This is a genomic window from Pseudomonas extremorientalis (assembly GCF_001870465.1).
In the GTDB taxonomy this organism is placed as follows: Bacteria; Pseudomonadota; Gammaproteobacteria; order Pseudomonadales; family Pseudomonadaceae; genus Aquipseudomonas; species Aquipseudomonas extremorientalis.
This window is the reverse complement of sequence record NZ_MDGK01000017.1, coordinates 355306-381954: the sequence shown is the minus strand read 5'-3', so window position 1 is coordinate 381954 and position 26649 is coordinate 355306. Positions and strand designations below refer to the sequence as shown.

Sequence of the window (26649 nt, the reverse complement as noted above, 5' to 3'; positions counted from 1 at the left end):
GAACCTAATCGGTTCGGCGCGCTCCTAATTGCTCATTATTCTCGGTAACCTGCCGACAACATTCTGAATATTCGTGTGGAATCAGGAGTTCCGATGCGCTTACGTCAGTTGTGTCTGTTGGCAGTGGTAATGATCGGGGCTACGGCCCACGCTGAAGAAACCTCGAACACCGGCAGTTCCACGCCTCTGTCCTTGAGTGCCGGCGCCCAGATCACCGAGTTGCAGCAGCGGTTGAAAGAAAGCGAACACCAGCGTGAAGAATTGAGCAAGCAACTGCAAAACGTAGAGGCTACCCGCGAAAGCGCCCAACTGAGTCGCCTTCGCCAAGAGAACCAACGCCTGGCCCAGCAACTCAAAGAAACACAGGGCGGCGCCTTGACCCGATGGCTGACCGAGCAGCAACAATGGTTCGTCACCGGTGGGGCCGTCGCGCTGATCGCCTTGCTGTGCGGGATCTTCGCCAGCGGTGGGCACCGTCGCCGTCGACAATGGCTAAATTGAGTGAGTCATGAGCGAGCTGTTACTGATAGATGATGACCAGGAGCTCTGCGAGCTGCTGACCAGTTGGTTGAGCCAGGAAGGCTTCCAGGTGCGTGCCTGCCATGACGGCTTGAGCGCCCGCAAAGCCTTGGCTGACAGCGCCCCGGCCGCGGTGGTACTCGACGTGATGCTGCCCGACGGCAGCGGCCTGGAACTGCTCAAGCAATTGCGCAACGACCACCCGGAGCTGCCGGTGCTGATGCTCTCGGCACGCGGCGAACCGCTGGACCGCATCCTCGGCCTGGAACTGGGCGCCGACGATTACCTGGCCAAGCCCTGCGACCCACGCGAGCTTACCGCCCGGCTGCGCGCCGTGCTGCGCCGCAGCCACCCGGCCGCCGTGTCCACCCAGCTCGAATTGGGCGACCTGTGTTTCAGCCCGGTGCGCGGCGTGGTCAGCATCGATGAACAGGAATTTTCCCTCACCGTCTCCGAAAGCCGCCTGCTGGAAGCCTTGCTGCGCCAGCCCGGCGAGCCGCTGGACAAACAGGAACTGGCGCAGATCGCCCTGGGTCGCAAGTTGACCCTTTACGATCGCAGCCTGGACATGCACGTGAGCAACCTGCGCAAAAAAATCGGCCCGCACCCGGACGGACGGCCACGCATCGTGGCGTTGCGCAGTCGGGGTTACTACTACAGCCTGTAAAAACACGCGGGTTCCGTGCTGATGCAAAAAGCCCAGCTGGCAGGCTGGGCTTGTTGTTCAAGGGGTTTTCATCGCGTCGGTCGTCGCCTTGATGATCGCTTTCGCCGCTTCGACACTGATGGGCAGTGGTGCCTGCAAATCATCTGGATCAGATTTGGGCCGGTGGTGGAAATACCGTAGCAGCGCGATCAACAGCAGGGTCGGGACGGTTGAGAGGGCCACGATGATCGGAATATCACCCGTACTGTGCGGACGCACGGCGCTGAAAAAATACCAGGCGCCTACCGAGACGCGAATGTTCCCCAAAAAGACAAAGCCCAACAGCGCTACGTAAAACAACAAGATCAATACCACGGTGACGGTCGTCAGTCGCTTCTCCCACCTGAAGCGCCAGGACTCTCTGCGCAGATAGTCGCTGATCAGGCCAGGATTATCAGCCTCCCCTCCCGCCAGGTCGTCGCTGGTGTCCATCATAAAAGCCCAATCGCCTTCAGCCTGAATTCCATTGCTGCCGTCGACACACCAAAAGCATTGGCCAGCTTTACGATGTCTGTGACGCGCTGCTCAAGCACCATATGTTTCACCAGCGCGGCAGGCATCAACAGAGCAGCGGCAAATCGATTGGCTGCGATCTCTTTCGGGTCCCTGGACTTGGCACTGAACTGCTCGGAAGTATCTCGAGGTGCGTCCAGGTCTCCGTGCACATGGTGACCAATCTCGTGCGCAATGGTGAAACGCTGCCTTACCGGCGCATCCATGAAGTTGTAAGTAATCAGCGGAGCGCCGTCCCGGAAGGAGTAATGGCCGCTTTCATTCGGTCGCCAGGTATCCGGTTCAAAAGGTGCAAGCGCCTTCACCTCGATAGCCATTGCCTCGGCAATGGCTATCGGGTTCACCGGCAACCGACCATTCCAATGGGCACGCAGGACGTCGTCTGCAGTTCGGTACTCCATGCGGCCTCCTTAAAGATGGCTGGAACGGTAGTTTGACGGGGTCAGAAATGAGATCGAAGTCTGAACAAGTCGATAGACCCCGTCAAATTGTAGTTGACAGGTTAAAAATATTTAGCATTCAGGACCCCATCGAAAAAACTGTTCATTTATACAGTCATCGCGACCACACGCCAACTCCCTTAAGGCATGCTGTAGCAATTGAGTGAGCCCCTCTTTTCCTATAGCTATCGGCAGTTTTGTCAACTCAGCCCAAAACCCTCTTTACCCAAGCTTTACCCACACCTGACCGCCGCTGACCTTGATCGCCTTAATCTACTCACATCCGGACTCACCGGAATAGAGACAGGAGAATCACCATGCGCAAGACCCTTATCGCTTTGATGTTCGCCGCCGCCCTGCCGACCGTTGCCATGGCGGCAATGCCCGAAGGCCCAGGCCCGATGGGCGGCCCTGAAGGCCATATGATGGGTGGCCCGGGTCACGGCGGCGAACACGGTCCGCGTGGCAAAGGCGGGCCCTTCAGCCAACTGGACCTGAGCAAGGAACAGCGCGAGCAGATCCGCAAATTGATGGGCGACCAGTGGCACGCTCGCAAGGACCTGACCAGGAAGTACCTGGACAAGCTCCCGGCTGCTGACCAGAAGGCCATGCAGGACGAAATCGCCGCCGGCAAGCAGAAAACCCAGGCGGATATCCGCGCCGTACTCAAGCCTGACCAGCAGAAGAAATTCGACGAGATCATCAAGCAGCAGGAACAGCGCCGCGCCGAATGGAAGGAATTCCAGGCCTGGAAAGCGCAACAGCCGCAAAAAGCGCAATAATGCCCCCGCGTTAACGCTCCCAGCCCAGTGGCCCCCGCCACTGGGCTTTTCCTGCTTGAGGGTTTCCTGTGCGTTCATTGTTCTGGCGCATCCTGGCCAGTTTCTGGCTGGCCATCGCCTTGGTTGCCGGGTTGTCGATCCTGCTTGGGCATATGCTCAATCAAGATGCCTGGATTCTCAGCCGTCACCCAGGCCTCAACAACCTGGCCGAAGAGTGGACCCAACTCTACGAAACCCAGGGTGAGGACGCTGCTCAGGATTTGCTGCAACAGCGCAAACGCCAGTACCACATCGACGTGCAGGTGCTCAACGAAAGCGGCGAGCCGGTGGTGCGCGGCACCTTTCCCCGCCGCGCCGCCGCCTTTGAAGCCCGCCAGAACGATAGCAAGGACAGCCACCTGCCCTGGCGCCGCCTGACCGCTGAATACACCAGTGAGAAGACCGGCGACACTTACCTGTTGATCTACCGCATCCCGCACCCGGAACTGGACGAATGGCATCGCAGCAGCCTGACATGGCCGTTGAGCGCATTGGTCATCGCCTTGGTGGTGCTGACCCTGTTCAGCCTGTTCGTGACGCTGTCCATCACGCGCCCCTTGAGCCGACTGCGCGGCGCCGTGCATGACCTGGGGCAAGCCACCTACCAGCAAAACAGCCTGGCGCAGCTGGCCAACCGACGCGATGAATTCGGCGTGCTGGCCACCGACTTCAACCGCATGGGCGCGCGCCTGCAAAGCCTGATCGGCAGCCAGCGCCAGTTGCTGCGCGACGTGTCCCATGAACTGCGTTCGCCGCTGGCCCGCCTGCGCATCGCCCTGGCCCTGGCCGAACGCGCCAGCCCCGAAGAACGGGAAAAACTCTGGCCTCGCCTGACCCGCGAATGTGATCGCCTGGAGGCACTGATCAGCGAGATCCTGGTGCTGGCCCGCGTCGATGCCGATAACGCCAGCGCCGAAGAGATCGACCTCAACCCGTTGCTCAAGACCCTGCAAAAGGACGCCCAACTCAGCGCGCCCGACCAGGTGGTGCAGCTCACCACCGATCCCGAACTGCACCTCAAGGGGTGGCCGACCATGATCGAACGGGCAGTGGACAACCTGCTGCGCAACGCCCAGCGCTTCAACCCGCCGGGCCAGCCGATCGAGCTGCACGCCCACCTTCACGGCGAGCATATTGTGATCAGCGTGCGCGACCACGGCCCCGGCGTTGACGCCGAACACCTGAGCCAATTGGGCGAACCGTTCTACCGCGCCCCAGGCCAGACCGCACAAGGTCACGGCCTGGGCCTGGCGATTGCCCGTCGCGCCGCCGAGCGCCATGGTGGCAGCCTGTTCCTGGCCAATCACGCCCAAGGCGGTTTTATCGCCAGTATCGACCTGCCGCTGGAACCCGGGATTGCCACACCGGCCTGATGATCTTCTATAGTGGCCCTTCTCTCAAGGAGGGCCATTGATGACTGACCTGTTGACTCCCATCCAAGCCGCACTCGATCTACCACGCACGCCGCTGACCAGCACCGAAGCCGGCGCCCTGCCCTCGGCCTTTGCCGTCACGGACCTGGCCGTTGCCAGTATCGGTGCGGCCGGCCAGGCCGTGGCCCAGTTGATCCAGCAACAGACCGGGCGCCTTCCCGGCGTCAGCGTAGACCGGCGACTCGCGTCCTTCTGGTTCTCGTCTTCGATTCGTCCGGTAGGCTGGGAGACCCCGCCGCTGTGGGACCCGGTGGCCGGTGACTACGCCAGCGCCGATGGCTGGATTCGCCTGCACACCAACGCCCCCCACCACCGCGCCGCCGCCGAACGGGTACTGGGCAAGGTGGCTGATCGCATCGCGATGGCCAACAAAGTTGCCACTTGGAATACCGCCGAACTGGAACAGGCGATTGTCGATGAAGGCGGTTGTGCCGCGCAGATGCGTACCTGGCAAGCCTGGCAAACCCACCCTCAGGGCCTGGCCGTCAATGCCGAAGCCCTGGTGCAGCGCCAGACCTTTGCAACCTCCGTCAAAAAGCCCTGGCTCGGCTCGGTGGCGCGGCCGCTGGCGGGCCTCAAGGTGCTGGACCTGACCCGCGTGCTGGCCGGCCCGGTGGCCAGCCGCTTCCTCGCAGGGTTGGGTGCGGATGTATTGCGTATCGACTCGCCGACCTGGAACGAACCCGGCGTGGTGCCCGAAATGACCCTGGGCAAACGCTGCGCCCGCCTGGACTTGAAAAGCGCCCAAGACCGCGAGGTTTTCGAACGCCTGCTCACAGACGCCGACATTGTGTTCCACGGTTACCGTGCCGACGCCCTGGAACAACTGGGCTACAGCGCCAGTGACTTGCAAACCCTCGCCCCCGGCCTGATCGACGTGAGCCTCAACGCCTACGGCTGGAGCGGCCCGTGGCGCAATCGCCGGGGTTTCGACAGCCTGGTGCAGATGAGCAGCGGGATTGCCGCCGCGGGCATGGCCTGGAAACAAGCGGACAAACCGGTGCCGCTGCCATTGCAGGCGCTGGATCACGCCACCGGGTATTTGATGGCGGCCAGTGCGATTCAGGCACTCAGTGAGCGATTGAAATCCGGCCGTGGTGGGTCGGCGCTGTTGTCGCTGGCGCGTACGGCGAAGTTGCTGGTGGACGCCGGACAAGTGCCGGAGCAGCCGGCGTTGCGGGCCGAGCAACCGAGCGATCAAGGCCTGGTAGTGGAACAGACGGCCTGGGGCCAGGCGCATCGATTGTTGCCGCCGGTGACTATCAGCGGCACGCCGTTGCAGTGGGATCTGCCGGCTGGGGAACTGGGTTCACACCGAGCGCAGTGGTGACTCGACTATCGCCATCGGGGGCAAGCCCCCTCCCACATTTTGACCACATTCCAAAGGATGTACTCGGTCAGGTGTGGGAGCTGGCTTGCCTGCGATGAGGCCAGTACAGGCACCATCAATCTGAGCGCTGCAACAACGTCCAGAGATGCTGCGCTGCATACGCCCGCAACGGCCGCCACGCCTCGGCCCGCGCCAGCAACTGTCGCGCCGACACCGGCCCTCCTTCCAGCGCCGCCAGCGCATTGACCAACCCGATATCCCCCGACGCAAATGCATCCGCCTCACGCATCTGGCGCATGGTGATGTACTGCGCGGTCCAGTCGCCAATCCCCGGCAACGCCACCAAGCGCGCCACACCTTCCTTGAGGCTGGCCTTGGGTTCGAACACCTCAGGGTCATCCAGGAGCGCCTGCGCGACACCGGACAAGGTCCGCCCACGCGCCTTCGGCATGCCCAAGGTGGCCAGGTCCGCCGCCGCCAGCACCTCGGGCGCGGGGAACACATGGGTGATACCGGCGTACGGCGTCTCAAGCAGTTGGCCATACTGCGCCACCAACTTGCCCGCCAAGCGAATCGCCGCCACCACCGTAATCTGCTGGCCCAGCACTGCACGAATCGCCAACTCCAGACCGTCCCAGGTGCCCGGCACACGCAGGCCGGGACGGGCCGCGACCAACTGCGCCATCAAGGGGTCCGTGGCCAATTGCGGGTTGATCCGTTGGGGCTCGGCATCCAGATCAAACATGTTGCGCACGCGCCGCTCGATCTCGGGCAGCGCCGCCGCCTCCGGAAAATCCACCGCAACGTCCAACCAGTCACCCGCGCCCGGCGCGACGCTGAGCCAGCCATGCCGGCCACCCACGCTGATGCTGCGCCGGTAAACGCCGGCCTCTACGGTCTCCATACCCGTAATCGCCCGCGCCGCCAGAAAACCCACCATCGCCGCCCAATCATAAGGCGGCTGATACGTCAGCCTCACAACGACAATACCCCACTGTACAGCCCATACGCCGCCAGCCCTGCGCCGGTGATCACACAGCTGAAAATGCCTTTTTCCATGTGGGTAAACAAGGGCTGGCGCTGCTCACGCTTGGCGAGGGCAAACAGGATCACCCCCGGCGCATACAACAGCGCCGACAGCAGCAGGTACTTCAAGCCCCCGGCGTAGAGCAGCCACACGGCGTAGCCGAGTGCAATCAGGCCCACCAGCAAGTCCTTCAAGCGCTGGCCGTGGGCATCTTCGTAGGTTTCGCCGCGCCCGCTCAATAACACGGCATACGCCGCCGACCACAGGTAGGGCACCAGGATCATCGACGAGGCCAGGTAAATCAGGGTGGTGTAGGTGCTGTGGGAAAACAGCGTGATCACCAGGAACACCTGGATCATCACATTGGTCAGCCACAGCGCGTTGACTGGCACCTGGTTGGCGTTTTCCTTTTTCAGGAACGCCGGCATGGTCTTGTCATGGGCCGTGGCGTAGAGGATTTCCGCACAGAGCAGCGCCCAGGACAACAAGGCGCCGAGCAGTGACACCGCCAGGCCGATGCTGATCGCCATCGCACCCCAGGGGCCGACGATATGCTCCAGCACACCGGCCAGGGACGGGTTTTGCAATTGCGCGAGTTCCGGCTGGCTCATGATGCCCAGGGACAACACATTCACCAGCACCAGCAGGGCCAGCACGCCCAGAAAACCGATCACCGTGGCGCGGCCCACGTCCGAGCGTTTCTCGGCCCGCGCCGAGTACACACTGGCGCCCTCGATGCCGATAAACACAAACACGGTGACCAGCATCATGTTGCGCACCTGGTCCACCACGTTGCCCATATTCGGGTTGCCCAGGCCCCAGATATCGCGAGTGAAGATATCCGCCTTGAACGCTACGGCGGCGATCACGATAAACATCAGCAACGGCACGATCTTCGCCACCGTGGTGATCTGGTTGATGAACGCTGCCTCCTTGATCCCGCGCAGCACCAGGAAATGCACGGCCCACAGCAACAATGATGCGCAGCCGATGGCCACCGGCGTGTTGCCCTGGCCGAACACCGGGAAAAAGTAGCCGAGGGTACTGAATAGCAACACGAAGTAACCGACGTTGCCCATCCACGCGCTGATCCAGTAGCCCCAGGCCGAGGAGAACCCCATGTAGTCACCAAACCCGGCCTTGGCGTAGGCATACACGCCCGAATCCAGTTCGGGCTTGCGATTGGCCAGGGTCTGGAACACAAAGGCCAGGGTCAGCATGCCGACCGCGGTGATCGCCCAGCCGATCAACACGGCCCCCACCTCGGCGCGTGCGGCCATGTTTTGCGGCAAGGAAAAAATCCCGCCGCCGATCATCGACCCCACCACCAAGGCAATCAGGGCACCAAGACGCAGTTTCTGGGCCGGTTGAGACATGAACACTCCTGAAAGAACAGCAACTTGAGCTGACAACCGTGCACTCGGCTAATTAACTCAGCGAGTGTAGCGGTTATTAGTGAAGGCGATAAAACAGACGAGCTCATAACACAATGGCATGTCAGGTCGTCCCGTTCAGGCGTATTTAGAATTTAAATACGCCCGGGGCTGAGACTTCGTAAAACATCGTTCAAAAAGTTTGCACATTCAGGAATACGGACTAGCTTCAAACGTCCATAGACTTGGCCAAATGATTAATCAAAAAGGGATAGATGGCTCTGCGCCAAGCTTTCCCGAGGATTTGCATCGCCCACGAACTTCTACCCTAAGTCATTAATTCACAATGGAATGTGCCAATGAAGTGATCTGAGTCAGCTGTTTGATTAGCGCACGGATTTATTCTGTGGTCTCTCTTCTCCTGCATTGGAGTTATGCGATGTCTGAATCTCCCGGAAAACTACGACTCGGCGCACTGGTTGCACTTGTCGTGGGCTCGATGATTGGCGGCGGGATCTTTTCACTGCCGCAAAACATGGCTGCCAGTGCCGATGTCGGCGCGGTATTGATTGGTTGGGTAATTACCGCCATCGGCATGTTGACCCTCGCTTTTGTGTTCCAGACCCTCGCCAACCGCAAGCCCGACCTCGACGGTGGCGTGTACGCCTACGCCAAGGCGGGTTTCGGCGATTACATGGGTTTCTCGTCCGCCTGGGGTTACTGGATCAGTGCGTGGCTGGGCAACGTGGGTTACTTCGTGTTGCTGTTCAGCACCCTGGGTTACTTCTTCCCCATTTTCGGCGAAGGCAACACGCCGGCTGCGGTGATCGGTGCCTCGGTGCTGCTGTGGGCCGTGCATTTCCTGGTGCTGCGCGGGATCAAGGAAGCGGCGTTCATCAACCTGGTGACCACCGTCGCCAAGGTCGTGCCGCTGGTGCTGTTCGTGCTGATCGCGCTGTTCGCATTCAAGCTGGACATCTTCACCGCCGACATCTGGGGCGTGAAAAACCCCGACCTGGGCAGTGTGATGAACCAGGTGCGCAACATGATGCTGGTCACCGTGTGGGTGTTCATCGGCATCGAAGGCGCGAGCATCTTCTCGTCCCGTGCGGAAAAACGCTCCGACGTGGGCAAGGCCACCGTGATCGGCTTTATCACCGTGCTGCTGTTCCTGATGCTGGTGAACGTGCTGTCCCTGGGGATCATGACCCAGCCGGAACTGGCCAAGCTGCAGAACCCGTCGATGGCCGCCGTGCTGGAGCATGTGGTAGGCCACTGGGGCGCGGTGCTGATCAGCGTCGGTTTGATCATCTCGCTGCTGGGGGCACTGCTGTCGTGGGTGCTGCTGTGTGCGGAGATCATGTTCGCCGCCGCCAAGGACCACACCATGCCGGAGTTCCTGCGCAAGGAGAACGCCAACCACGTACCGGCCAACGCCCTGTGGCTGACCAACGCCATGGTGCAGATATTCCTGGTGATCACGCTGTTTTCCGCCAGCACCTACCTGTCGCTGATCTACCTCGCCACCTCGATGATCCTGGTGCCCTACCTGTGGTCGGCGGCCTACGCGTTGCTGCTGGCGGTACGCGGCGAGACTTACGAAAACGCCATTGCCGAGCGCAAGAAAGACCTGTTCATCGGCGCTATCGCGCTGGTCTATGCGGTCTGGCTGCTCTACGCCGGCGGCGTCAAATACCTGCTGCTTTCCGCCCTGCTGTATGCCCCCGGCGTGATCCTGTTCGCCAAGGCCAAGCATGAACTGGGCAAACCGATTTTCACCAACGTCGAGAAGCTGATTTTCGCCGCAGTAGTCATTGGCGCCTTGGTGGCTGCCTATGGCCTCTACGACGGCTTCCTGACTCTGTAATTCTGACTGGAGGATCTGTAATGACCACGGAAAAAGTGAAGTACGGCGTACATTCCGAAGCCGGCAAACTGCGCAAAGTCATGGTGTGCTCCCCAGGTTTGGCCCACCAGCGGCTGACCCCCAACAACTGCGATGAACTGCTGTTCGATGACGTGCTGTGGGTGGCCCAGGCCAAGCGCGATCACTTCGACTTCGTCACCAAGATGCGCGAGCGGGATATTGATGTGCTGGAAATGCACAACCTGCTCACCGACATCGTCGCCATCCCCGAAGCATTGGACTGGATTCTGGAGCGCAAGATCACCGCCAACACGGTTGGCCTCGGCCTGGTCGATGAAGTCGGCTCCTGGCTGCGCAGCCTGGAGCCGCGCAAAATCAGCGAGTACCTGATTGGCGGCGTGTCGGCCGACGACCTGCCGAGCAGCTTCGGCGGCAAGACCATCGAGATGTTCCGCGACTTCCTCGGGCATTCGAGCTTCATCCTGCCGCCGCTGCCCAACACCCAGTTCACCCGCGATACCACCTGCTGGATCTACGGCGGCGTGACGCTGAACCCGATGTACTGGCCGGCGCGACGCCAGGAAACCCTGCTGGCCTCGGCCATCTATAAATTCCACCCCGAGTTCACCAACGCGGACTTCCAGATCTGGTACGGCGACCCCGACCAGGAGCACGGCGCCTCCACCCTGGAAGGCGGCGACGTGATGCCGATCGGCAACGGCGTGGTACTGATCGGCATGGGCGAGCGCTCATCCCACCAGGCCATCGGCCAACTGGCGCGCAACCTGTTCAAGAACAAGGCGGTGGAGCGCGTGATCGTCGCCGGCCTGCCGAAATCCCGCGCGGCGATGCACCTGGACACCGTGTTCAGCTTCTGCGACCGCGACCTGGTGACCGTCTTCCCCGAAGTGGTCAACCAGATCGTGCCGTTCACCCTGCGCCCGGATGAGAGCAAGCCGCACGGCATCGACATCCAACGCGAGAAAACCAACTTCCTCGAAACCGTGGCCGCAGCCCTCAACCTCAAGGCACTGCGCGTGGTCGAGACCGGCGGCAACAGCTTCGCCGCCGAGCGCGAACAGTGGGATGACGGTAACAACGTGGTGGCCGTGGAGCCTGGCGTGGTGATCGGTTACGACCGCAATACCTACACCAACACCCTGCTGCGCAAGGCCGGCGTGGAAGTCATCACCATCAGCGCCGGTGAACTCGGCCGCGGGCGTGGCGGCGGCCACTGCATGACCTGCCCGATCATCCGCGACCCTATCGACTATTAAGGAGATTCCATCATGGCTTTCAATATGCGCAACCGCAGCCTGCTGTCGCTGATGCACCACACCACCCGCGAACTGCACTACCTGCTGGACCTTTCACGCGACCTCAAGCGCGCCAAATACACCGGCACCGAGCGTCCGCACCTGCAGGGCAAGAACATCGCGCTGATCTTCGAAAAAACCTCGACCCGCACCCGCTGCGCGTTCGAAGTCGCGGCCCATGACCAGGGCGCCCACGTCACCTACATCGACCCGGTGTCGTCGCAGATCGGCCACAAGGAAAGCATGAAAGACACCGCCCGCGTGCTCGGCCGCATGTTTGATGCGATCGAGTACCGTGGCTTCGAGCAGGAAATCGTCGAAGAGCTGGCCAAGTTCGCCGGCGTGCCGGTGTTCAACGGCCTCACCGCCGAATTCCACCCGACCCAAATGATCGCCGACACCCTGACCATGCGCGAACACAGCGACAAGCCGCTGCATGACATCAGCTACGCCTACCTCGGTGACGCGCGCTACAACATGGGCAATTCGCTGTTGATGATCGGCGCCAAGCTGGGCATGGACGTGCGCATCGGCGCACCGAAAGCGCTGTGGCCGCACGCGGACTTCATCAAGCAATGCCAGGCGTTTGCCGAAGAAAGCGGCGCACGCATCACCATCACTGAAGACCCGAAGGAAGCAGTGAAAGGCGTGGACTTCATCCACACCGATATCTGGGTCTCCATGGGCGAGCCGGTGGAAGCGTGGGACGAGCGCATCGAGCAACTGCTGCCGTACCAGGTCAACGCCAAGATGATGAAAGCCTCGGGCAACCCACGGGTGAAATTCATGCACTGTCTGCCGGCGTTTCACAACAGCGAAACCAAGGTGGGCAAGGACATCGCCGCGCGGTACCCGAACCTGGCCAATGGCGTGGAGGTGACTGAAGAGGTGTTCGAGTCGCCGGCCAACATCGCGTTCGAGCAGGCGGAAAACCGCATGCATACCATCAAGGCGATTCTGGTGTCGGCACTCGCAGATATCTAAACCTCTAGTTGGCAATGAGGACAAACGTGGGAGCCGGGCTTGCCCGCGATGCAGGCACCTCGGTCTTTCAAGAAGGCTGCAGTGATGCTATCGCAGGCAAGCCAGCTCCCACATTGACCGCGTTCCTTCATCAGAACTTTCAGAAGGACATTTTGTATGCGCATCGTCGTAGCCCTGGGCGGCAACGCCCTCCTGCGCCGTGGTGAACCCATGACCGCGGACAACCAGCGCTCCAATATCCGCATCGCCACCGAACAGATCGCCAAGATCCATGCCGGCAACGAGCTGGTGATCGCCCACGGCAATGGCCCGCAGGTCGGTCTGCTGTCGTTGCAAGCGGCGGCCTACACCCAGGTGTCACCGTACCCGCTGGACGTGCTCGGCGCCGAGACCGAAGGCATGATCGGCTACATCATCGAACAGGAACTGGGCAACCTGCTGGACTTCGAGGTGCCCTTCGCCACCCTGCTCACCCAAGTGGAAGTGGACGCCAAGGACCCTGCCTTCAAGAACCCGACCAAGCCCATCGGCCCGGTGTATTCCAAGGCCGAAGCGGAGAAACTCGCCGCCGAAAAAGGCTGGGCCATTGCGCCGGATGGTGACAAGTACCGTCGCGTTGTTGCCAGCCCACGGCCCAAACGCATTTTTGAAATCCGCCCGATCAAGTGGCTGCTGGAAAAAAGCGCTATCGTGATCTGCGCTGGCGGCGGCGGCATCCCGACGATGTATGGCGAAGACGGCAAGCTGCGCGGGATTGAGGCCGTGATCGACAAGGACCTGTGTTCTTCGCTGCTGGCCTCGCAACTGGACGCCGATTTGCTGGTGATCGCCACCGACGTCAACGCGGCCTTCATCGACTACGGCAAGCCGACCCAGAAAGCCATCGGCCAGGCCCATCCCGACGAAATGGAAAAGCTCGGCTTCGCCGCCGGTTCCATGGGCCCCAAGGTGCAAGCGGCCTGCGAGTTCGCCCGCAAGACTGGCAAAACCGCCGTCATCGGTTCACTCTCGGACATCGAAGCCATCGTCCAGGGCAGCGCCGGCACCCGCATCAGCACGGCAACACCTGGCATCACCTATCTGTGAAGTAGAGGAGAGACGCCTATGGCCACCTTTGAACCCGGTCACTTGCACGTTGAACGTCACGCACTGAATGCCCAGGACTACAGCTACAACCTGTGCATCGACTACGAAGTCAGCCAGGACCCAAAGGAGGGCAAGGGCATGCTGTTCAAGCTGCATGGCTCGGTGCAGGGCAAGGACCTCAAGGAAGAGTTCTTCCTGCCCAAGGACCAGGCGTTCGACTTTGCGCGGCATGCGATGAACATCGCGCAGAAGTATGGGATGCCGAAGGTCGCGGTATTGAACGGCTCGATGCACAAGCAGTACGACCTGATGTTCGAGGATGTGCGGCATCAATTGGATGTGAAGGCCGGGGACCCGATCAAACCCGAACACCTGGAATAAAGGTCACTCAGCTTCAACGGTGGGAGGCGGCTTGCCCCCTCCCACATTTTGATCTCCAACATCTGCAAGGCATACTTGCCGCCTCCAGCTCCCCAGAATCGTTAGCGCCCCATGCGTATCCACGTCAGCTTCATCGACCGCGTCGGCATTACCCAGGAAGTCCTGGCCCTGCTCGGTGGGCGCAATCTCAACCTGGATGCGGTGGAGATGGTGCCGCCCAACGTCTACATCGACGCGCCGACCCTCAGCGCCGATGTGCTCGAAGAACTGCGCGACGCGCTGTTCAGCGTGCACGGCGTGCAGGCGGTGACCGTGGTGGACATCCTCCCCGGCCAACGCCGTCACCTGCAACTCGACGCCCTGCTGGCCGCCATGACCGACCCGGTGCTGGCGCTGGACAGCGCGGGCAAGATCCTGCTCGCGAACCCGGCGCTGATCGCCCTGTATGGCCGCGAACCGGCCGGCGAAAGCATCAGCGAACTGTTCAACGACCCTACGCTGCTGGACACCTTGCTGGAACAGGGCTTTCGCTTGCCGCTGCGCGAGATCAGCGTCAACGGTCAGACCCTGTTGCTGGACGCCACGCCGATCACTGACGCGGGCGCCCTGCTCACCCTCTACCAACCCAACCGCATCGGTGAACAACTGTCGGCGCTGCACCATGATCATGCGGAGGGCTTTGACGCGCTGCTTGGCGAGTCGCCGGTGATCCGCACCCTAAAGGCGCGCGCGCAGCGCGTAGCGGCGTTGGATGCGCCGCTGTTGATCCAGGGTGAGACCGGCACCGGTAAGGAATTGGTGGCGCGTGCCTGTCACGCCATCAGTGCACGTCACAGTGCGCCGTTCCTGGCCTTGAACTGCGCGGCGCTGCCGGAAAACCTCGCCGAGAGTGAGCTGTTCGGCTATGCGCCCGGTGCCTTTACCGGCGCGCAACGCGGTGGCAAGCCGGGGCTGATGGAACTGGCCAACCAGGGCACGGTGTTCCTCGATGAGATCGGCGAGATGTCGCCGTACTTGCAGGCCAAGCTGCTGCGTTTTCTCAATGACGGCAGCTTCCGGCGTGTCGGTGGCGACCGTGAAGTGAAGGTCAATGTGCGCATCCTCAGCGCCACCCACCGCGACCTGGAGAAGATGGTCAGCGAAGGCACCTTCCGCGAAGACCTGTTCTACCGCCTCAACGTGCTCAACGTCGAAGTACCGCCCCTGCGCGCACGCGGCCAGGACATCCTGTTGCTGGCCCGCTATTTCATGCAGCAGGCCTGTGCGCAGATCCAGCGCCCGGTCTGCCGCCTGGCGCCCGGCACTTACCCGGCGCTGCTGGGCAACCGCTGGCCGGGCAACGTACGCCAGTTGCAGAACGTGATCTTCCGCGCCGCAGCGATCTGCGAAAGTAGCCTGGTGGACATCGGCGACCTCGACATCGCTGGCACCTCGGTGGCGCGCCAGAGCGACGGCGAAATCGACAGCCTGGAACAGGCAGTGGAAGACTTCGAGCGCAACCTGCTGGAAACCCTCTACACCAGCTACCCCTCGACTCGCCAACTGGCCAGCCGCTTGCAGACTTCCCATACGGCGATTGCCCATCGTCTGCGCAAGTACGGCATTCCCACCGGCAAGCCCTGACTGGCTGGGTCGTTAGAGGTTAAATGCGGGAGGGGGCTTGCCCCCTCCCACATTGGCAGCATTCCAAACGTCGACCGCATTACAGATTTTGGTCTGAGAACGACATCCGCTGTACTGAAAGCGCTACAGCGTAACGATATCGCTACAACCCTGTTTTTTACGCGCCATGCAAGGCTTTGATCCACATAGGCTTTTTTTCACAGGCCCAACTGTAGCGAAATCGCTACAGCCAACATGCATATCCTCATAACCGATTTTATCAAGCTATTGATTTACAACGGTTTAATCACGTTGGCCGCGATATTGCTAAGCAACTCCCCATTATTCCAATCCCGTCCACCAGACGAATCTGGCCCTGAGGAGTTTCCATGAGCGAGTTGCGTTTCACTGAAGATCACGAATGGCTGCGCGCCGAAGCCGACGGCAGCGTCACCGTGGGTATCACCGCTTTTGCGCAGAACGCGCTGGGTGATGTGGTTTTCGTGCAACTGCCGGAGTTGCAGGCCTACGACAAGGGCGCCGAAGCGTCCACCGTGGAATCGGTCAAGGCCGCCAGCGGCGTGTACATGCCGCTGGACGGGGAAGTCCTCGAAGTGAACGACAAGCTTGACGGCAGCCCGGAACTGGTCAACGAAGACCCGATGGGCGAAGGTTGGTTCTTCCGCTTTAAACCGGCCGATGCCGGGGCAGTCGCTAAACTGTTGGATCAGGACGCGTACGATCGCCTGATCAAAGCCAACGCTGAAGCTTGAGGAGCGCGCCATGACCGTTAATCTCACCACCGCCAACGAATTCATCGCCCGCCATATCGGCCCGCGCCACGAAGACGAGCAGCAGATGCTCGCCAGCCTGGGCTTTGACTCCCTGGAAGCCCTGAGCGCCAGCGTGATCCCGGAAAGCATCAAGGGCACCAGCGTGCTCGGCCTGGAAGACGGCCTCAGCGAAGCCGAGGCCCTGGCCAAGATCAAGGCCATCGCCAGCAAGAACCAACTGTTCAAGACCTACATCGGCCAGGGCTACTACAACTGCCACACGCCGTCGCCGATCCTGCGCAACCTCCTGGAAAACCCGGCCTGGTACACCGCCTACACCCCGTACCAGCCCGAAATTTCCCAAGGCCGCCTGGAAGCGCTGCTGAACTTTCAGACCCTGATCAGCGACCTCACCGGCCTGCCGATCGCCAACGCCTCCCTGCTCGACGAAGCCACCGCCGCCGCCGAAGCCATGACCTTCTGCAAGCGCCTGAGCAAGAACAAGAGCAGCAACGCCTTCTTCGCCTCGATCCACAGCCACCCGCAAACCCTCGACGTGCTGCGCACCCGCGCCGAACCGCTGGGCATCGACGTGGTCGTCGGCGATGAGCGTGAACTGACCGACGTCAGCCCATTCTTCGGCGCCCTGCTGCAATACCCGGCCAGCAACGGCGACGTGTTCGACTACCGCGAACTGACCGAGCGCTTCCACGCCGCCAATGCCCTGGTGGCCGTGGCCGCCGACCTGCTGGCCCTGACCCTGCTGACCCCACCGGGTGAGTTCGGCGCCGACGTGGCCATCGGCAGCGCGCAACGCTTCGGCGTGCCGCTGGGCTTTGGTGGCCCGCACGCGGCGTACTTCTCCACCAAGGATGCGTTCAAGCGCGACATGCCGGGCCGTCTGGTCGGCGTGTCCGTCGACCGTTTCGGCAAGCCGGCCCTGCGCCTGGCCATGCAGACCCGCGAGCAACATATCCGTCGCGAGAAAGCCACGTCGAACATCTGCACCGCCCAGGTGCTGCTGGCCAACATCGCCAGCATGTACGCCGTGTACCACGGCCCCAAGGGCCTGACCCAGATTGCCCGGCGTGTGCACCAGCTGACGGCGATCCTGGCCAAGGGCTTGACCGCCCTGGGCCTGACCGTCGAACAAGCCAACTTCTTCGATACCATTACCCTGAACACTGGCGCCAAGACCGCCGCCCTGCACGACACGGCCCGCGCACAAAGCATCAACCTGCGCGTGGTGGACGCCGAGCGCCTGGGTATTTCGGTTGACGAAACCACCACCCAGGCCGATATCGAAGCCCTGTGGTCGATCTTCGCCGACGGCAAGTCCCTGCCGGCCTTCAACGCCAGCGTAGACAGCACCCTACCTGCCGCCCTGCTGCGCCAATCGCCTGTGCTCAGCCACCCGGTGTTCAACCGCTATCACTCGGAAACCGAGCTGATGCGATACCTGCGCAAACTGGCCGACAAGGACCTGGCGCTGGACCGCACCATGATCCCGCTGGGCTCGTGCACCATGAAACTCAACGCCGCCAGCGAAATGATCCCGGTGACCTGGGCCGAATTCGGTGCCCTGCACCCATTCGCCCCAGCCGAACAAAGCGCCGGCTACCTGCAATTGACGTCCGAGCTGGAAGCCATGCTGTGCGCGGCCACCGGCTACGACGCGATCTCGCTGCAACCGAACGCCGGTTCCCAGGGTGAGTACGCCGGCCTCCTGGCCATTCGCGCCTACCACCAGAGCCGTGGCGAGGAACGTCGCGACATCTGCCTGATCCCGTCATCGGCCCACGGCACCAACCCGGCGACCGCCAACATGGCCGGCATGCGCGTGGTCGTCACCGCGTGCGACGCACGTGGCAACGTCGACATCGAAGACCTGCGCGCCAAGGCCATCGAGCACCGCGAGCACCTTGCGGCCTTGATGATCACCTACCCGTCCACCCACGGCGTGTTCGAAGAAGGCATCCGCGAAATCTGCGGCATCATTCACGACAACGGCGGCCAGGTGTACATCGATGGTGCCAACATGAACGCCATGGTCGGCCTGTGCGCCCCGGGCAAGTTCGGCGGCGACGTGTCCCACCTGAACCTGCACAAGACCTTCTGCATCCCCCACGGCGGTGGCGGCCCGGGCGTCGGCCCGATTGGCGTCAAGTCGCACCTCACGCCGTTCCTGCCCGGCCACGCGGCCATGGAACGCAAGGAAGGCGCGGTGTGCGCCGCGCCGTTCGGCAGCGCGAGCATCCTGCCGATCACCTGGATGTACATCAGCATGATGGGCGGCGCAGGCCTCAAGCGCGCTTCGCAATTGGCAATCCTGAATGCCAACTACATTTCCCGTCGCCTGGAAGAGCACTACCCGGTGCTGTACACCGGCAGCAACGGCCTGGTGGCGCACGAATGCATCCTGGATCTGCGCCCGCTGAAGGACAGCAGCGGCATCAGCGTGGATGACGTGGCCAAGCGCCTGATCGACTTCGGCTTCCATGCGCCGACCATGTCGTTCCCAGTGGCCGGCACCTTGATGATCGAGCCGACCGAAAGCGAATCCAAGGAGGAACTGGACCGTTTCTGCAACGCCATGATCGCCATCCGCGAAGAAATCCGCGCAGTGGAGAACGGCACGCTGGACAAGGACGACAACCCGCTGAAAAACGCACCCCACACCGCAGCTGAACTGGTAAGTGAGTGGACCCACCCCTACACCCGCGAACAGGCGGTGTATCCAGTGCCATCGTTGATCGAAGGCAAGTACTGGCCGCCGGTGGGGCGTGTCGACAACGTGTTTGGTGACCGTAATCTGGTGTGTGCGTGCCCGTCGATCGAGAGCTACGCATAACCAAAGGATGCATTGGGTACAAATGTGGGAGGGGGCTTGCCCCCGATTGCGGTGCATCAGCCACAGATAAGCTGACTGACACACTGTCATCGGGGGCAAGCCCCCTCCCACACTAGATCGAGTCAACTTTCAGAAAATAATAAGAAACCGGAGAACAACCATGTCCCTTAGCGTGTTCGACCTGTTCAAGATTGGCATTGGCCCCTCCAGCTCCCACACCGTCGGCCCGATGCGTGCGGCCGCTCGATTCGTCGAGGGTCTCAAGCGTGACAACCTGCTGAGCGCCACCACCTGCGTCAAGGTGGAACTCTATGGGTCGCTGGGCGCCACCGGCAAAGGCCACGGCAGCGACAAAGCCGTAGTGCTGGGCCTGGAAGGCGAACACCCGGACACCGTGAATACCGAAACCGTGGCAACACGCCTGGCGCAGATGCGCAAGGACGGCCACCTGAGCCTGCTCGGTGAACACCGCATTGCGTTCAACGAGAAAGAACACCTGGCGATGATTCGCAAACCCCTCGCCTACCATCCCAACGGCATGATTTTCCGTGCCTTCGACGCCGCCCATATCCAGATCCGCAGCCGCGAGTACTACTCGGTCGGCGGCGGTTTTGTGGTGGACGAAGACGCCGCCGGTGCCGACCGGATTGTCGAAGACGCCACCCCCCTGACCTTCCCGTTCAAGCACGCCAAGGACCTGCTGAGCCATTGCACCACCTATGGGCTGTCCATCAGCCAGGTGATGCTGACCAATGAAAGCGCCTGGCGCCCGGAAGCGGAAACCCGCGCCGGCCTGCTGAAGATCTGGCAGGTGATGCAGGACTGCGTGGACGCCGGTTTCCGCAACGAAGGGATTCTGCCCGGTGGATTGAAGGTCAAGCGTCGCGCGGCGGCCCTGCATCGCCAGTTGTGCAAGAACCCGGAGTCGGCGTTGCGCGATCCGTTGTCGGTGCTCGATTGGGTCAACCTCTACGCCCTGGCGGTCAACGAAGAAAACGCCAACGGCGGGCGCGTGGTCACGGCGCCCACCAATGGTGCGGCCGGGATTGTGCCGGCGGTGCTGCATTACTACATGCGCTTCATTCCCGGCGCGAATGAGGATGGCGTAGTGCGCTTCCTGCTCACGGCGGCCGCCATCGGCATTCTGTACAAGGAAAACGCCTCGATCTCCGGCGCCGAGGTCGGCTGCCAGGGCGAGGTCGGCGTGGCCTGTTCCATGGCCGCCGGTGCGTTGTGTGAAGTGTTGGGCGGCAGCGTGTCCCAGGTGGAAAACGCCGCCGAAATCGGCATGGAACACAACCTCGGCCTGACCTGCGACCCGATTGGCGGACTGGTGCAGGTGCCCTGCATCGAGCGTAACGCCATGGGCTCGGTCAAGGCGATCAACGCAGTGCGCATGGCCTTGCGCGGCGATGGGCAGCACTTTGTGTCCCTCGATAAAGTGATCCGCACCATGCGCCAGACCGGCGCCGACATGAAAAGCAAATACAAGGAAACCGCCCGTGGCGGTTTGGCGGTCAACATTATCGAGTGCTGACGCCTAACAGCGCGCCAGCACGTTTTTCAGGAGCTGAATATGTCCACCGAAACCCTGTTGAAAACCCCTCTGCACGCCCTGCACCTCGAACTGGGCGCACGCATGGTGCCCTTCGCCGGCTACGACATGCCGGTGCAATACCCGCTGGGCGTGATGAAGGAACACCTGCACACCCGTGATCAAGCCGGTTTGTTCGACGTGTCCCACATGGGCCAGATCCGCCTCACCGGCGCCAACGCTGCCAAGGCCCTGGAAACCCTGGTGCCGGTCGACATCATCGACCTGCCGGTAGGCATGCAGCGCTACGCGATGTTCACCAATGAGCAGGGCGGCATTCTCGATGACCTGATGGTGGCGAACCTGGGTAACGACGAACTGTTCCTGGTGGTCAATGCCGCCTGCAAGGATCAGGACCTCGCGCACCTGCGCCAACACATCGGCGACCGGTGCACCATCGAGCCGCTGTTCGAAGAGCGTGCGTTGCTGGCGCTGCAGGGCCCGGCCGCGGTCAAGGTGCTGGCGCGCCTGGCACCGGAAGTCACCAAGATGACCTTCATGCAATTCGCCGCCCTGCGCCTGCTGGGCGTGGACTGCTATGTCAGCCGTTCGGGCTACACCGGTGAAGACGGCTTCGAAATCTCCGTGCCTGCCGCCAATGCCGAAAGCCTGGCGCGCAGCCTGCTGGCCGAGACCGAAGTACAGGCCATCGGCCTGGGTGCCCGCGATTCGTTGCGCCTGGAAGCCGGCTTGTGCCTCTACGGCCACGACATGAACACCGACACCACCCCCATCGAGGCCAGCCTGTTGTGGGCTATCTCGAAGGCCCGCCGTGCCGACGGTGCACGTGCCGGTGGCTTCCCTGGCGCCGACCAGATCTTCACCCAGCAGCAAACCGGCGTGAGCCGCAAACGTGTAGGCCTGCTGCCACAGGAGCGCACACCCGTGCGTGAAGGCGCGGAAATTGTCGACGCAGACGGCACCGTGATCGGCAGCGTGTGCAGCGGCGGTTTCGGCCCGACCCTCGGCGGCCCGCTCGCCATGGGTTACCTGGACAGCGCTTTTATTGCACTGGATACCGAAGTCTCCGCGCTGGTGCGTGGGAAAAAGGTGCCACTTCGTGTAAGTAAAATGCCATTTGTGCCACAACGTTACTATCGTGGCTGATTGACTGTTTCTATAAGTAACGAGGTTGCGTTAACGTGCACTAATCTGTAACGCAACCGCCATAAAACAGTGCACTTCCGATAGTCTTTTATAGAGGGATCAACCTATAACAAGTGACCAACTCTATCGAATAAGTCAGTTCCACACTGTTCAACAAATTGTCATGAGCCCCAGCAAAACCTGGGCTTTTGGCAGGGCTTGTTTTTTCTCTATTAGTTGGCGTAGAGTTTGCCCACTGTGTTTGCATGGGTCGCTTGGAACCTGGACCTGGGCAGTAGCTGAAGAAGTCCGCTACAACCCGTTCGACGTCTCTTACTTTCCTGCAACCCAGCCCAGTACTCTTTCATGCGAAAGGGGCTGTCATTAATTTTTAGCGTCAAGGAAATAAGAAAATGGCTGAACGTCAGAGCGGTACCGTCAAGTGGTTTAACGACGAGAAAGGGTTTGGTTTTATCACTCCAGAAAGCGGTCCGGATCTGTTCGTGCATTTCCGCGCTATTCAGGGCAACGGCTTCAAGAGCCTGAAAGAAGGCCAGAAAGTGACATTCGTTGCTGTGCAAGGCCAGAAAGGCATGCAGGCTGACGAAGTACAAGCAGAAAGCCACTGAGTTCTTCTGCGACAAAAAGCCCCTGATGGTGACATCAGGGGCTTTTTTATGTGCATTTGCTCGTAAAATGGCTTTTTTTCATAAGAGAGCCCTGCCATGTCGAAACCCCTGCTGAGCCCGCAAGGCGAATTCCCCGCCGTTGGCCTGGGCCGTCGCCTGGCAGCGATGTTCTATGATTTCCTGCTATGCACCGCACTGCTGATCGTCACCGCGTTTATCTACAAGCTGATCTGGATCGCGTTTGTTGGTGAAGCCAGGATGCGCACCCTCACCGAATCCGGCGCGCTGGATGGCGACCCGTTGCTGTCGACGATCCTTTTATTTGTGCTGTTCGGCTTCTTCGCCAAGTTCTGGACTCATTCCGGCCAGACCCTGGGCATGCAGGTGTGGGGCGTACGCGTGCAGAACGCTGACGGCTCGCGGATCAGCCTGTGGCAGGCGTTGCTGCGCTTCGTGGTGTCGATTGCGTCGTGGTTGTGCGTAGGGCTGGGGTTTATCTGGTCGCTGTTTGATAAACGCAAACGCAGCTGGCATGACATCTATTCCGACAGCCAGCTGGTTCGTATCCCCAAACAGAAAAAGTAGCGACTCAGGCGTTACCCGCCAGCTTCAAGCGCGCGGCCTGGGTAAAGTCCAACATGCGCTTGAGCGGACGCACAGCCTGCGGGATCACCGAAGGCTCGACGAATATCTCGTTACTGCCTTCACGCAGGCACTGCAACGTGCGCTCCAGCGTGTTCATTGCCATCCATGGACAATGCGCGCAACTGCGGCACGCCGCACCATTGCCGGCGGTAGGCGCCTCGACGAAGACCTTGTCCGGACACAGTTGCTGCATCTTGTAGAAGATGCCGCGGTCGGTGGCGACGATAAAGGTTTTATTCGGCAGGCGTTGGGCCGCGGCAATCAGCTGGCTGGTCGAGCCTACGGCATCCGCCAGCTCGATCACCGATGTCGGCGATTCCGGATGCACCAGGATGGCCGCATCCGGGTACAGCGCCTTCATGTCTTCCAACTGCTTGGATTTGAATTCTTCGTGGACGATGCAGGCGCCGTCCCACAGCAGCATATCGGCACCGGTCTGGCGCTGGATGTAAGTGCCCAGGTGTTTGTCCGGCCCCCAGATGATCGTCTCGCCGTTGTCCATCAGGCTTTCGACGATCTCCAGCGCGCAGCTTGACGTCACCACCCAATCCGCCCGGGCTTTGACCGCCGCCGAGGTGTTGGCATACACCACCACGGTGCGTTCGGGATGCTGGTCGCAGAACGCCGAGAACTCATCGACGGGGCAGCCTAGGTCCAGGGAGCAGGTGGCTTCCAGGGTGGGCATGAGGATACGTTTTTCAGGGGTGAGGATCTTGGCGGTCTCGCCCATGAAACGCACACCGGCGACCAACACGGTCTTGGCCGGGTGAGCGGCGCCGAAGCGCGCCATTTCCAGGGAGTCGGAGACACAGCCACCGGTTTCTTCGGCCAGGGCCTGGATCACCGGGTCACAGTAGAAGTGGGCAACCAGCACCGCATCCTGAGCCTTGAGCTCGGCGGCGATGGCAGTGCGCAGGCTCGCCTCTTCATCGGCGCTGAGGGCCTTGGGCTGCTTGGCGTCGAGGTGGGCTTGAACCAGAAGGCGTTCGGAAATTTGCGTCATGTTCGCAAGACCTGCAGGCGCAGTTGCGCGAAAGTCGAGTGTACCACCGGCTCTGGAGCCCTTCGGGCGCCGCCGGACGAAGTGATTGTGTTCATCAAGCACGGGTTAAGGTGAAGCTCGGCAAGGCTACAGAATATCGAATGGTTTCAAAAGCCTAATCTGGTGTTCGCGTGCGCCTGCGTCGGGCAAAAAAACGGGAAGCCCCACATGGGGCTTCCCGTATTTACCGCCGGTTTTTTTATCAAAAACGGTAAGTCACCGAGCCACCAAACCCGTTGGCACTGTTTTCATATTTGGCATCGTAAGTCAGGCCAACCTGGGAAAGGTTCTTCCGCACCTTGATCGGTTCTTCCTTGAGGTAGGAATACGCCACATCGAAGGTCAGGTTATCGACGGGCGTCCAGCCAGCACCCAAGCTGAAAACAGTGCGGTCCCCCGTAGGAATTCGAACGGAGCGGTCGGAGTTGTTGGTAGGCGTCTGGTCCACCGAGAAACCGGTCCGCAGTACGAGTTCTTTGTTGACCCGATAGGCCGCACCAATGGCATGGGACCAAGTGTCATGCCAATGCTGTTGTTCGGTGATCGAGCCCAGGCCACCGAATTGAGCGGTGAGGTCGGAGACCCCGTCGTTGTTGATGGTGATCTTCTTCAACTGGCTCCAACGGGTGTAGGTGCTGCCGAGGTACAAGGTCCAGTCATCATTGAGTTGATGGGTTACCGAGAAATCCACCGAAGAGGGCGTAGTCACATCCAGGCTGGCGTCATACTTTTGCGGCCCACCGTCGAAGGCATCGGAAATCAAACCGGACGCATGGGTCTTGCCGCTGAGGTGGTAGACCACCTGCGAGTGATAGGTCACACCGATGCGCGTGCTTTCAAGAGGCTGCACCAGGAGACCGGCATTGAACCCGGTGGCATTGTCGTCGCCTTTGACCTTCACGCTTTCGCCGGCTCCGCCACCCAGCGGCACATTGGAATCCAGCTCGCCACTGATGCGATTGAAGGTCGGGCCAAAGCCCACCGACACTTTGTCGTTGAAGGCATAGCTGACCGTCGGCTGCACGGTGATGACCTGGACCTTGCTCTTGTTGCCAAAGCCATTGCCCTGGAAGCTATGCTCATAGTCGGTCACCAGGCCGAACGGCGCGTAGATACCCAGGCCGAACGCCCAGTGCTCATCAATGGGCGTGACCAGGTAGCCCATCGGCACGGCAATGCCGGGCACCATGTCGCCCTTATTGGTGCCTGGGTTGTTGGCACCGAACTGCGAGGAACTGGCGTCCCTGATGTTGGATTTGGCATCGAGGTAAGTCGCGCCGAGGCTGACTTCATTCTGTTTCAGACGCGACATGCCGGCGGGGTTGCCGAACACCGTGCTGGCGTCTTCAGCGGAGGAGGAACGACCGGCGTAGCCCGTGCCCATTGAACTGATGCTTTGTTCATTGAGCGCGAAACCACCGGCGAACAACGGGGTTGAGGCAAGGGAAACGGCGAGCGCCAAGGCGCCTTTAAGAGTTTTGTTATTCATTATTAGGACTCGAATTGTGGGGCAGCGATGAGGAAGCTACCAACGTTCGAGCGACCGGTTTATGAAGAGTTTTTCATGCGCAGGATTGTCGGACAATTCTATGCATTTCAAAGACTTTGCCTGTTTTTTCGTTCCCAGTAATGACCTTGAAACCCGATTGTGACCCGTGGGTTTCGGCGATAGCATCAACCTCGCGCAGATGCAAAAAAGCCCCAGGCTTTTCGTTGGCCTGAGGCTGTCGGGTTTTCAGGCAGGCAAAAAAAAACCCGGAAATCCACACTTGCGTGGGCCTTCCGGATTTTCTAAACCGCCAAAAATGGTGGGTCGTGTGGGATTCGAACCTACGACCAATTGGTTAAAAGCCAACTGCTCTACCAACTGAGCTAACGACCCGCTGTGTGGTGGCGCGTATAATACTGATTTCTAAGGATTATTCAACACCTTATTTGAAATAAATCAGAAATAACGCGTTGGGTCAGTAATTCCGGCGGCTTGGAAGCCTTCTGCACGCAGTCTGCAGCTGTCGCATTTCCCACAAGCACGGCCGTCATCGTCTGCCTGGTAGCAGGAAACAGTCAGCGAATAATCGACGCCAAGTCCTACGCCTGCCTTCACGATGTCAGCCTTGCTCAGGTTTTGCAGCGGCGCCAGGATACGGAAGCCCTGCCCTTCTACGCCGGCCTTTGTCGCCAGGTTAGCCATGCGTTCGAACGACTCGACGAACTCCGGACGACAGTCAGGGTAACCTGAATAATCCACCGCGTTGACGCCGATGAAAATGTCGCGAGCGTGAAGCACCTCTGCCCAGCCAAGCGCCAGGGACAGGAACACCGTGTTACGTGCCGGCACGTAGGTCACCGGGATGCCTTCACCGGGGGTTTCTGGCACATCGATGCTGCTGTCGGTCAGTGCTGAGCCACCGATGCCGTTGAGGTTCAGGCCAATCACCTTGTGTTCGACCACGCCCATGTCGCGGGCGACGCGGGCCGCAGCGTTCAACTCGGCACGGTGACGCTGGCCATAGTCGAAGCTCATGGTGTAGCAGCTGTAGCCTTGCGCCTGCGCCATGGCAACCACCGTGGCGGAGTCAAGGCCGCCGGACAGCAGGATTACCGCGCGTTTTTGATCCATGGTGTGTTCAG

The 26649-nt window shown here is 60.9% G+C and carries 24 protein-coding genes and 1 tRNA gene; 17 read left to right on the top strand and 8 right to left on the bottom strand.

What is annotated here, in order from left to right; all coding sequences use genetic code 11:
• Positions 1-93: 93 nt before the first annotated feature.
• Positions 94-501, top strand: a complete 408-nt coding sequence (locus BFN10_RS09250) for an SH3 domain-containing protein (RefSeq protein WP_071489416.1) — start codon at positions 94-96, stop codon at positions 499-501.
• 7 nt (positions 502-508) lie between these two features.
• On the top strand, positions 509-1186 hold the full coding sequence (locus BFN10_RS09245) for a response regulator transcription factor (RefSeq protein WP_071489415.1): 678 nt from the start codon (positions 509-511) through the stop codon (positions 1184-1186).
• Between the two features lie 57 nt (positions 1187-1243).
• Here BFN10_RS09245 and BFN10_RS09240 read toward each other — a convergent pair whose 3' ends face one another.
• Together BFN10_RS09240 and BFN10_RS09235 are read right to left on the bottom strand one after the other, a co-directional pair.
• Complete coding sequence (locus BFN10_RS09240) at positions 1244-1660, bottom strand: hypothetical protein (RefSeq protein WP_071489414.1); 417 nt, start codon at positions 1658-1660, stop codon at positions 1244-1246.
• Complete coding sequence (locus BFN10_RS09235; RefSeq protein ID WP_071489413.1) at positions 1657-2139, bottom strand: ImmA/IrrE family metallo-endopeptidase; 483 nt, start codon at positions 2137-2139, stop codon at positions 1657-1659. The genes BFN10_RS09240 and BFN10_RS09235 overlap by 4 nt, the downstream gene beginning before the upstream one ends.
• A gap of 356 nt (positions 2140-2495) precedes the next feature.
• Here BFN10_RS09235 and BFN10_RS09230 point away from each other — a divergent pair, with 356 nt between their 5' ends.
• The 3 genes from BFN10_RS09230 to BFN10_RS09220 all read left to right on the top strand — a co-directional run bounded on the left by BFN10_RS09230 (position 2496) and on the right by BFN10_RS09220 (position 5762).
• The gene (locus BFN10_RS09230) at positions 2496-2960 is read left to right on the top strand and encodes an LTXXQ domain protein (RefSeq protein WP_071489412.1); all 465 of its coding nucleotides are present in this window, start codon (positions 2496-2498) and stop codon (positions 2958-2960) included.
• Between the two features lie 68 nt (positions 2961-3028).
• Positions 3029-4372: a sensor histidine kinase gene (locus BFN10_RS09225; protein WP_071489411.1), complete on the top strand. Its 1344-nt coding sequence runs from the start codon at positions 3029-3031 to the stop codon at positions 4370-4372.
• Positions 4373-4412: 40 nt separating this feature from the next.
• Positions 4413-5762, top strand: a complete 1350-nt coding sequence (locus tag BFN10_RS09220; protein ID WP_071489410.1) for a CoA transferase — start codon at positions 4413-4415, stop codon at positions 5760-5762.
• A gap of 115 nt (positions 5763-5877) precedes the next feature.
• Here BFN10_RS09220 and BFN10_RS09215 read toward each other — a convergent pair whose 3' ends face one another.
• Positions 5878-6741, bottom strand: coding sequence for a DNA-3-methyladenine glycosylase family protein (locus tag BFN10_RS09215; RefSeq protein WP_071489409.1), 864 nt, complete (start codon positions 6739-6741; stop codon positions 5878-5880).
• Positions 6738-8165 carry an arginine-ornithine antiporter gene (gene arcD, locus BFN10_RS09210; RefSeq protein ID WP_071489408.1) on the bottom strand — a complete coding sequence of 476 codons (1428 nt, stop codon included), beginning with the start codon at positions 8163-8165 and terminating at the stop codon, positions 6738-6740. Before arcD (BFN10_RS09210) ends, BFN10_RS09215 begins: the two co-directional genes overlap by 4 nt.
• Before the next feature lie 436 nt (positions 8166-8601).
• Here arcD (BFN10_RS09210) and arcD (BFN10_RS09205) point away from each other — a divergent pair, with 436 nt between their 5' ends.
• From arcD (BFN10_RS09205) to BFN10_RS09150, 12 genes are all read left to right on the top strand, one after another.
• Positions 8602-10029 (top strand): arginine-ornithine antiporter, encoded by a 1428-nt coding sequence (gene arcD, locus BFN10_RS09205; protein ID WP_071489407.1) that lies wholly within the window; start codon positions 8602-8604, stop codon positions 10027-10029.
• Positions 10030-10049: 20 nt separating this feature from the next.
• Entirely contained in the window at positions 10050-11306 is a 1257-nt protein-coding gene (gene arcA / locus BFN10_RS09200) for an arginine deiminase (RefSeq protein ID WP_071489406.1), read from the top strand.
• Positions 11307-11318: 12 nt separating this feature from the next.
• Positions 11319-12329 (top strand): ornithine carbamoyltransferase, encoded by a 1011-nt coding sequence (locus tag BFN10_RS09195; protein ID WP_058423254.1) that lies wholly within the window; start codon positions 11319-11321, stop codon positions 12327-12329.
• A 156-nt stretch (positions 12330-12485) separates the two neighbouring features.
• Complete coding sequence (gene arcC / locus BFN10_RS09190) at positions 12486-13415, top strand: carbamate kinase (RefSeq protein WP_071489405.1); 930 nt, start codon at positions 12486-12488, stop codon at positions 13413-13415.
• Between the two features lie 18 nt (positions 13416-13433).
• Complete coding sequence (locus tag BFN10_RS09185; RefSeq protein WP_058423256.1) at positions 13434-13796, top strand: DUF5064 family protein; 363 nt, start codon at positions 13434-13436, stop codon at positions 13794-13796.
• A gap of 111 nt (positions 13797-13907) precedes the next feature.
• Positions 13908-15419: a sigma-54-dependent transcriptional regulator gene (locus tag BFN10_RS09180; protein ID WP_071489404.1), complete on the top strand. Its 1512-nt coding sequence runs from the start codon at positions 13908-13910 to the stop codon at positions 15417-15419.
• 368 nt (positions 15420-15787) lie between these two features.
• The gene (gene gcvH, locus BFN10_RS09175) at positions 15788-16171 is read left to right on the top strand and encodes a glycine cleavage system protein GcvH (protein WP_010208126.1); all 384 of its coding nucleotides are present in this window, start codon (positions 15788-15790) and stop codon (positions 16169-16171) included.
• A 10-nt stretch (positions 16172-16181) separates the two neighbouring features.
• Entirely contained in the window at positions 16182-19022 is a 2841-nt protein-coding gene (gcvP, locus tag BFN10_RS09170; protein WP_071489403.1) for an aminomethyl-transferring glycine dehydrogenase, read from the top strand.
• Positions 19023-19182: 160 nt separating this feature from the next.
• Entirely contained in the window at positions 19183-20559 is a 1377-nt protein-coding gene (locus BFN10_RS09165) for an L-serine ammonia-lyase (protein ID WP_071489402.1), read from the top strand.
• Between the two features lie 39 nt (positions 20560-20598).
• Positions 20599-21723 (top strand): glycine cleavage system aminomethyltransferase GcvT, encoded by a 1125-nt coding sequence (gene gcvT, locus BFN10_RS09160; protein ID WP_071489401.1) that lies wholly within the window; start codon positions 20599-20601, stop codon positions 21721-21723.
• A gap of 392 nt (positions 21724-22115) precedes the next feature.
• Positions 22116-22331 carry a cold-shock protein gene (locus BFN10_RS09155; protein WP_071489400.1) on the top strand — a complete coding sequence of 72 codons (216 nt, stop codon included), beginning with the start codon at positions 22116-22118 and terminating at the stop codon, positions 22329-22331.
• 96 nt (positions 22332-22427) lie between these two features.
• A complete protein-coding gene (locus BFN10_RS09150) occupies positions 22428-22916 on the top strand; it encodes an RDD family protein (RefSeq protein WP_071489399.1) in 489 nt (162 codons plus the stop codon).
• A 4-nt stretch (positions 22917-22920) separates the two neighbouring features.
• Here the strand turns inward: BFN10_RS09150 and nadA are convergent, their stop codons facing one another.
• The 4 genes from nadA to queC form a co-directional block, all read right to left on the bottom strand.
• A complete protein-coding gene (gene nadA / locus BFN10_RS09145) occupies positions 22921-23979 on the bottom strand; it encodes a quinolinate synthase NadA (RefSeq protein WP_060754176.1) in 1059 nt (352 codons plus the stop codon).
• Positions 23980-24220: 241 nt separating this feature from the next.
• Entirely contained in the window at positions 24221-25507 is a 1287-nt protein-coding gene (locus tag BFN10_RS09140) for an OmpP1/FadL family transporter (protein WP_071489398.1), read from the bottom strand.
• A 317-nt stretch (positions 25508-25824) separates the two neighbouring features.
• Positions 25825-25900: transfer RNA gene (locus BFN10_RS09135), tRNA-Lys, on the bottom strand.
• Positions 25901-25963: 63 nt separating this feature from the next.
• Positions 25964-26638 carry a 7-cyano-7-deazaguanine synthase QueC gene (queC, locus tag BFN10_RS09130; protein WP_071489524.1) on the bottom strand — a complete coding sequence of 225 codons (675 nt, stop codon included), beginning with the start codon at positions 26636-26638 and terminating at the stop codon, positions 25964-25966.
• Between the last annotated feature and the right edge of the window lie 11 nt (positions 26639-26649).

Excerpts from the sequence above, each read along its gene's own strand:
- BFN10_RS09250 (WP_071489416.1), top strand. The coding sequence starts at position 94 with ATGCGCTTACGTCAGTTGTGTCTGTTGGCAGTGGTAATGATCGGGGCT.
- BFN10_RS09245 (WP_071489415.1), top strand. The coding sequence starts at position 509 with ATGAGCGAGCTGTTACTGATAGATGATGACCAGGAGCTCTGCGAGCTG.
- BFN10_RS09240 (WP_071489414.1), bottom strand. The coding sequence starts at position 1,660 with ATGATGGACACCAGCGACGACCTGGCGGGAGGGGAGGCTGATAATCCT.
- BFN10_RS09235 (WP_071489413.1), bottom strand. The coding sequence starts at position 2,139 with ATGGAGTACCGAACTGCAGACGACGTCCTGCGTGCCCATTGGAATGGT.
- BFN10_RS09230 (WP_071489412.1), top strand. The coding sequence starts at position 2,496 with ATGCGCAAGACCCTTATCGCTTTGATGTTCGCCGCCGCCCTGCCGACC.
- BFN10_RS09220 (WP_071489410.1), top strand. The coding sequence starts at position 4,413 with ATGACTGACCTGTTGACTCCCATCCAAGCCGCACTCGATCTACCACGC.
- arcD (WP_071489408.1), bottom strand. The coding sequence starts at position 8,165 with ATGTCTCAACCGGCCCAGAAACTGCGTCTTGGTGCCCTGATTGCCTTG.
- arcD (WP_071489407.1), top strand. The coding sequence starts at position 8,602 with ATGTCTGAATCTCCCGGAAAACTACGACTCGGCGCACTGGTTGCACTT.
- arcA (WP_071489406.1), top strand. The coding sequence starts at position 10,050 with ATGACCACGGAAAAAGTGAAGTACGGCGTACATTCCGAAGCCGGCAAA.
- BFN10_RS09195 (WP_058423254.1), top strand. The coding sequence starts at position 11,319 with ATGGCTTTCAATATGCGCAACCGCAGCCTGCTGTCGCTGATGCACCAC.
- arcC (WP_071489405.1), top strand. The coding sequence starts at position 12,486 with ATGCGCATCGTCGTAGCCCTGGGCGGCAACGCCCTCCTGCGCCGTGGT.
- BFN10_RS09185 (WP_058423256.1), top strand. The coding sequence starts at position 13,434 with ATGGCCACCTTTGAACCCGGTCACTTGCACGTTGAACGTCACGCACTG.
- BFN10_RS09180 (WP_071489404.1), top strand. The coding sequence starts at position 13,908 with ATGCGTATCCACGTCAGCTTCATCGACCGCGTCGGCATTACCCAGGAA.
- gcvH (WP_010208126.1), top strand. The coding sequence starts at position 15,788 with ATGAGCGAGTTGCGTTTCACTGAAGATCACGAATGGCTGCGCGCCGAA.
- gcvP (WP_071489403.1), top strand. The coding sequence starts at position 16,182 with ATGACCGTTAATCTCACCACCGCCAACGAATTCATCGCCCGCCATATC.
- BFN10_RS09165 (WP_071489402.1), top strand. The coding sequence starts at position 19,183 with ATGTCCCTTAGCGTGTTCGACCTGTTCAAGATTGGCATTGGCCCCTCC.
- gcvT (WP_071489401.1), top strand. The coding sequence starts at position 20,599 with ATGTCCACCGAAACCCTGTTGAAAACCCCTCTGCACGCCCTGCACCTC.
- BFN10_RS09155 (WP_071489400.1), top strand. The coding sequence starts at position 22,116 with ATGGCTGAACGTCAGAGCGGTACCGTCAAGTGGTTTAACGACGAGAAA.
- BFN10_RS09150 (WP_071489399.1), top strand. The coding sequence starts at position 22,428 with ATGTCGAAACCCCTGCTGAGCCCGCAAGGCGAATTCCCCGCCGTTGGC.
- nadA (WP_060754176.1), bottom strand. The coding sequence starts at position 23,979 with ATGACGCAAATTTCCGAACGCCTTCTGGTTCAAGCCCACCTCGACGCC.
- BFN10_RS09140 (WP_071489398.1), bottom strand. The coding sequence starts at position 25,507 with ATGAATAACAAAACTCTTAAAGGCGCCTTGGCGCTCGCCGTTTCCCTT.
- queC (WP_071489524.1), bottom strand. The coding sequence starts at position 26,638 with ATGGATCAAAAACGCGCGGTAATCCTGCTGTCCGGCGGCCTTGACTCC.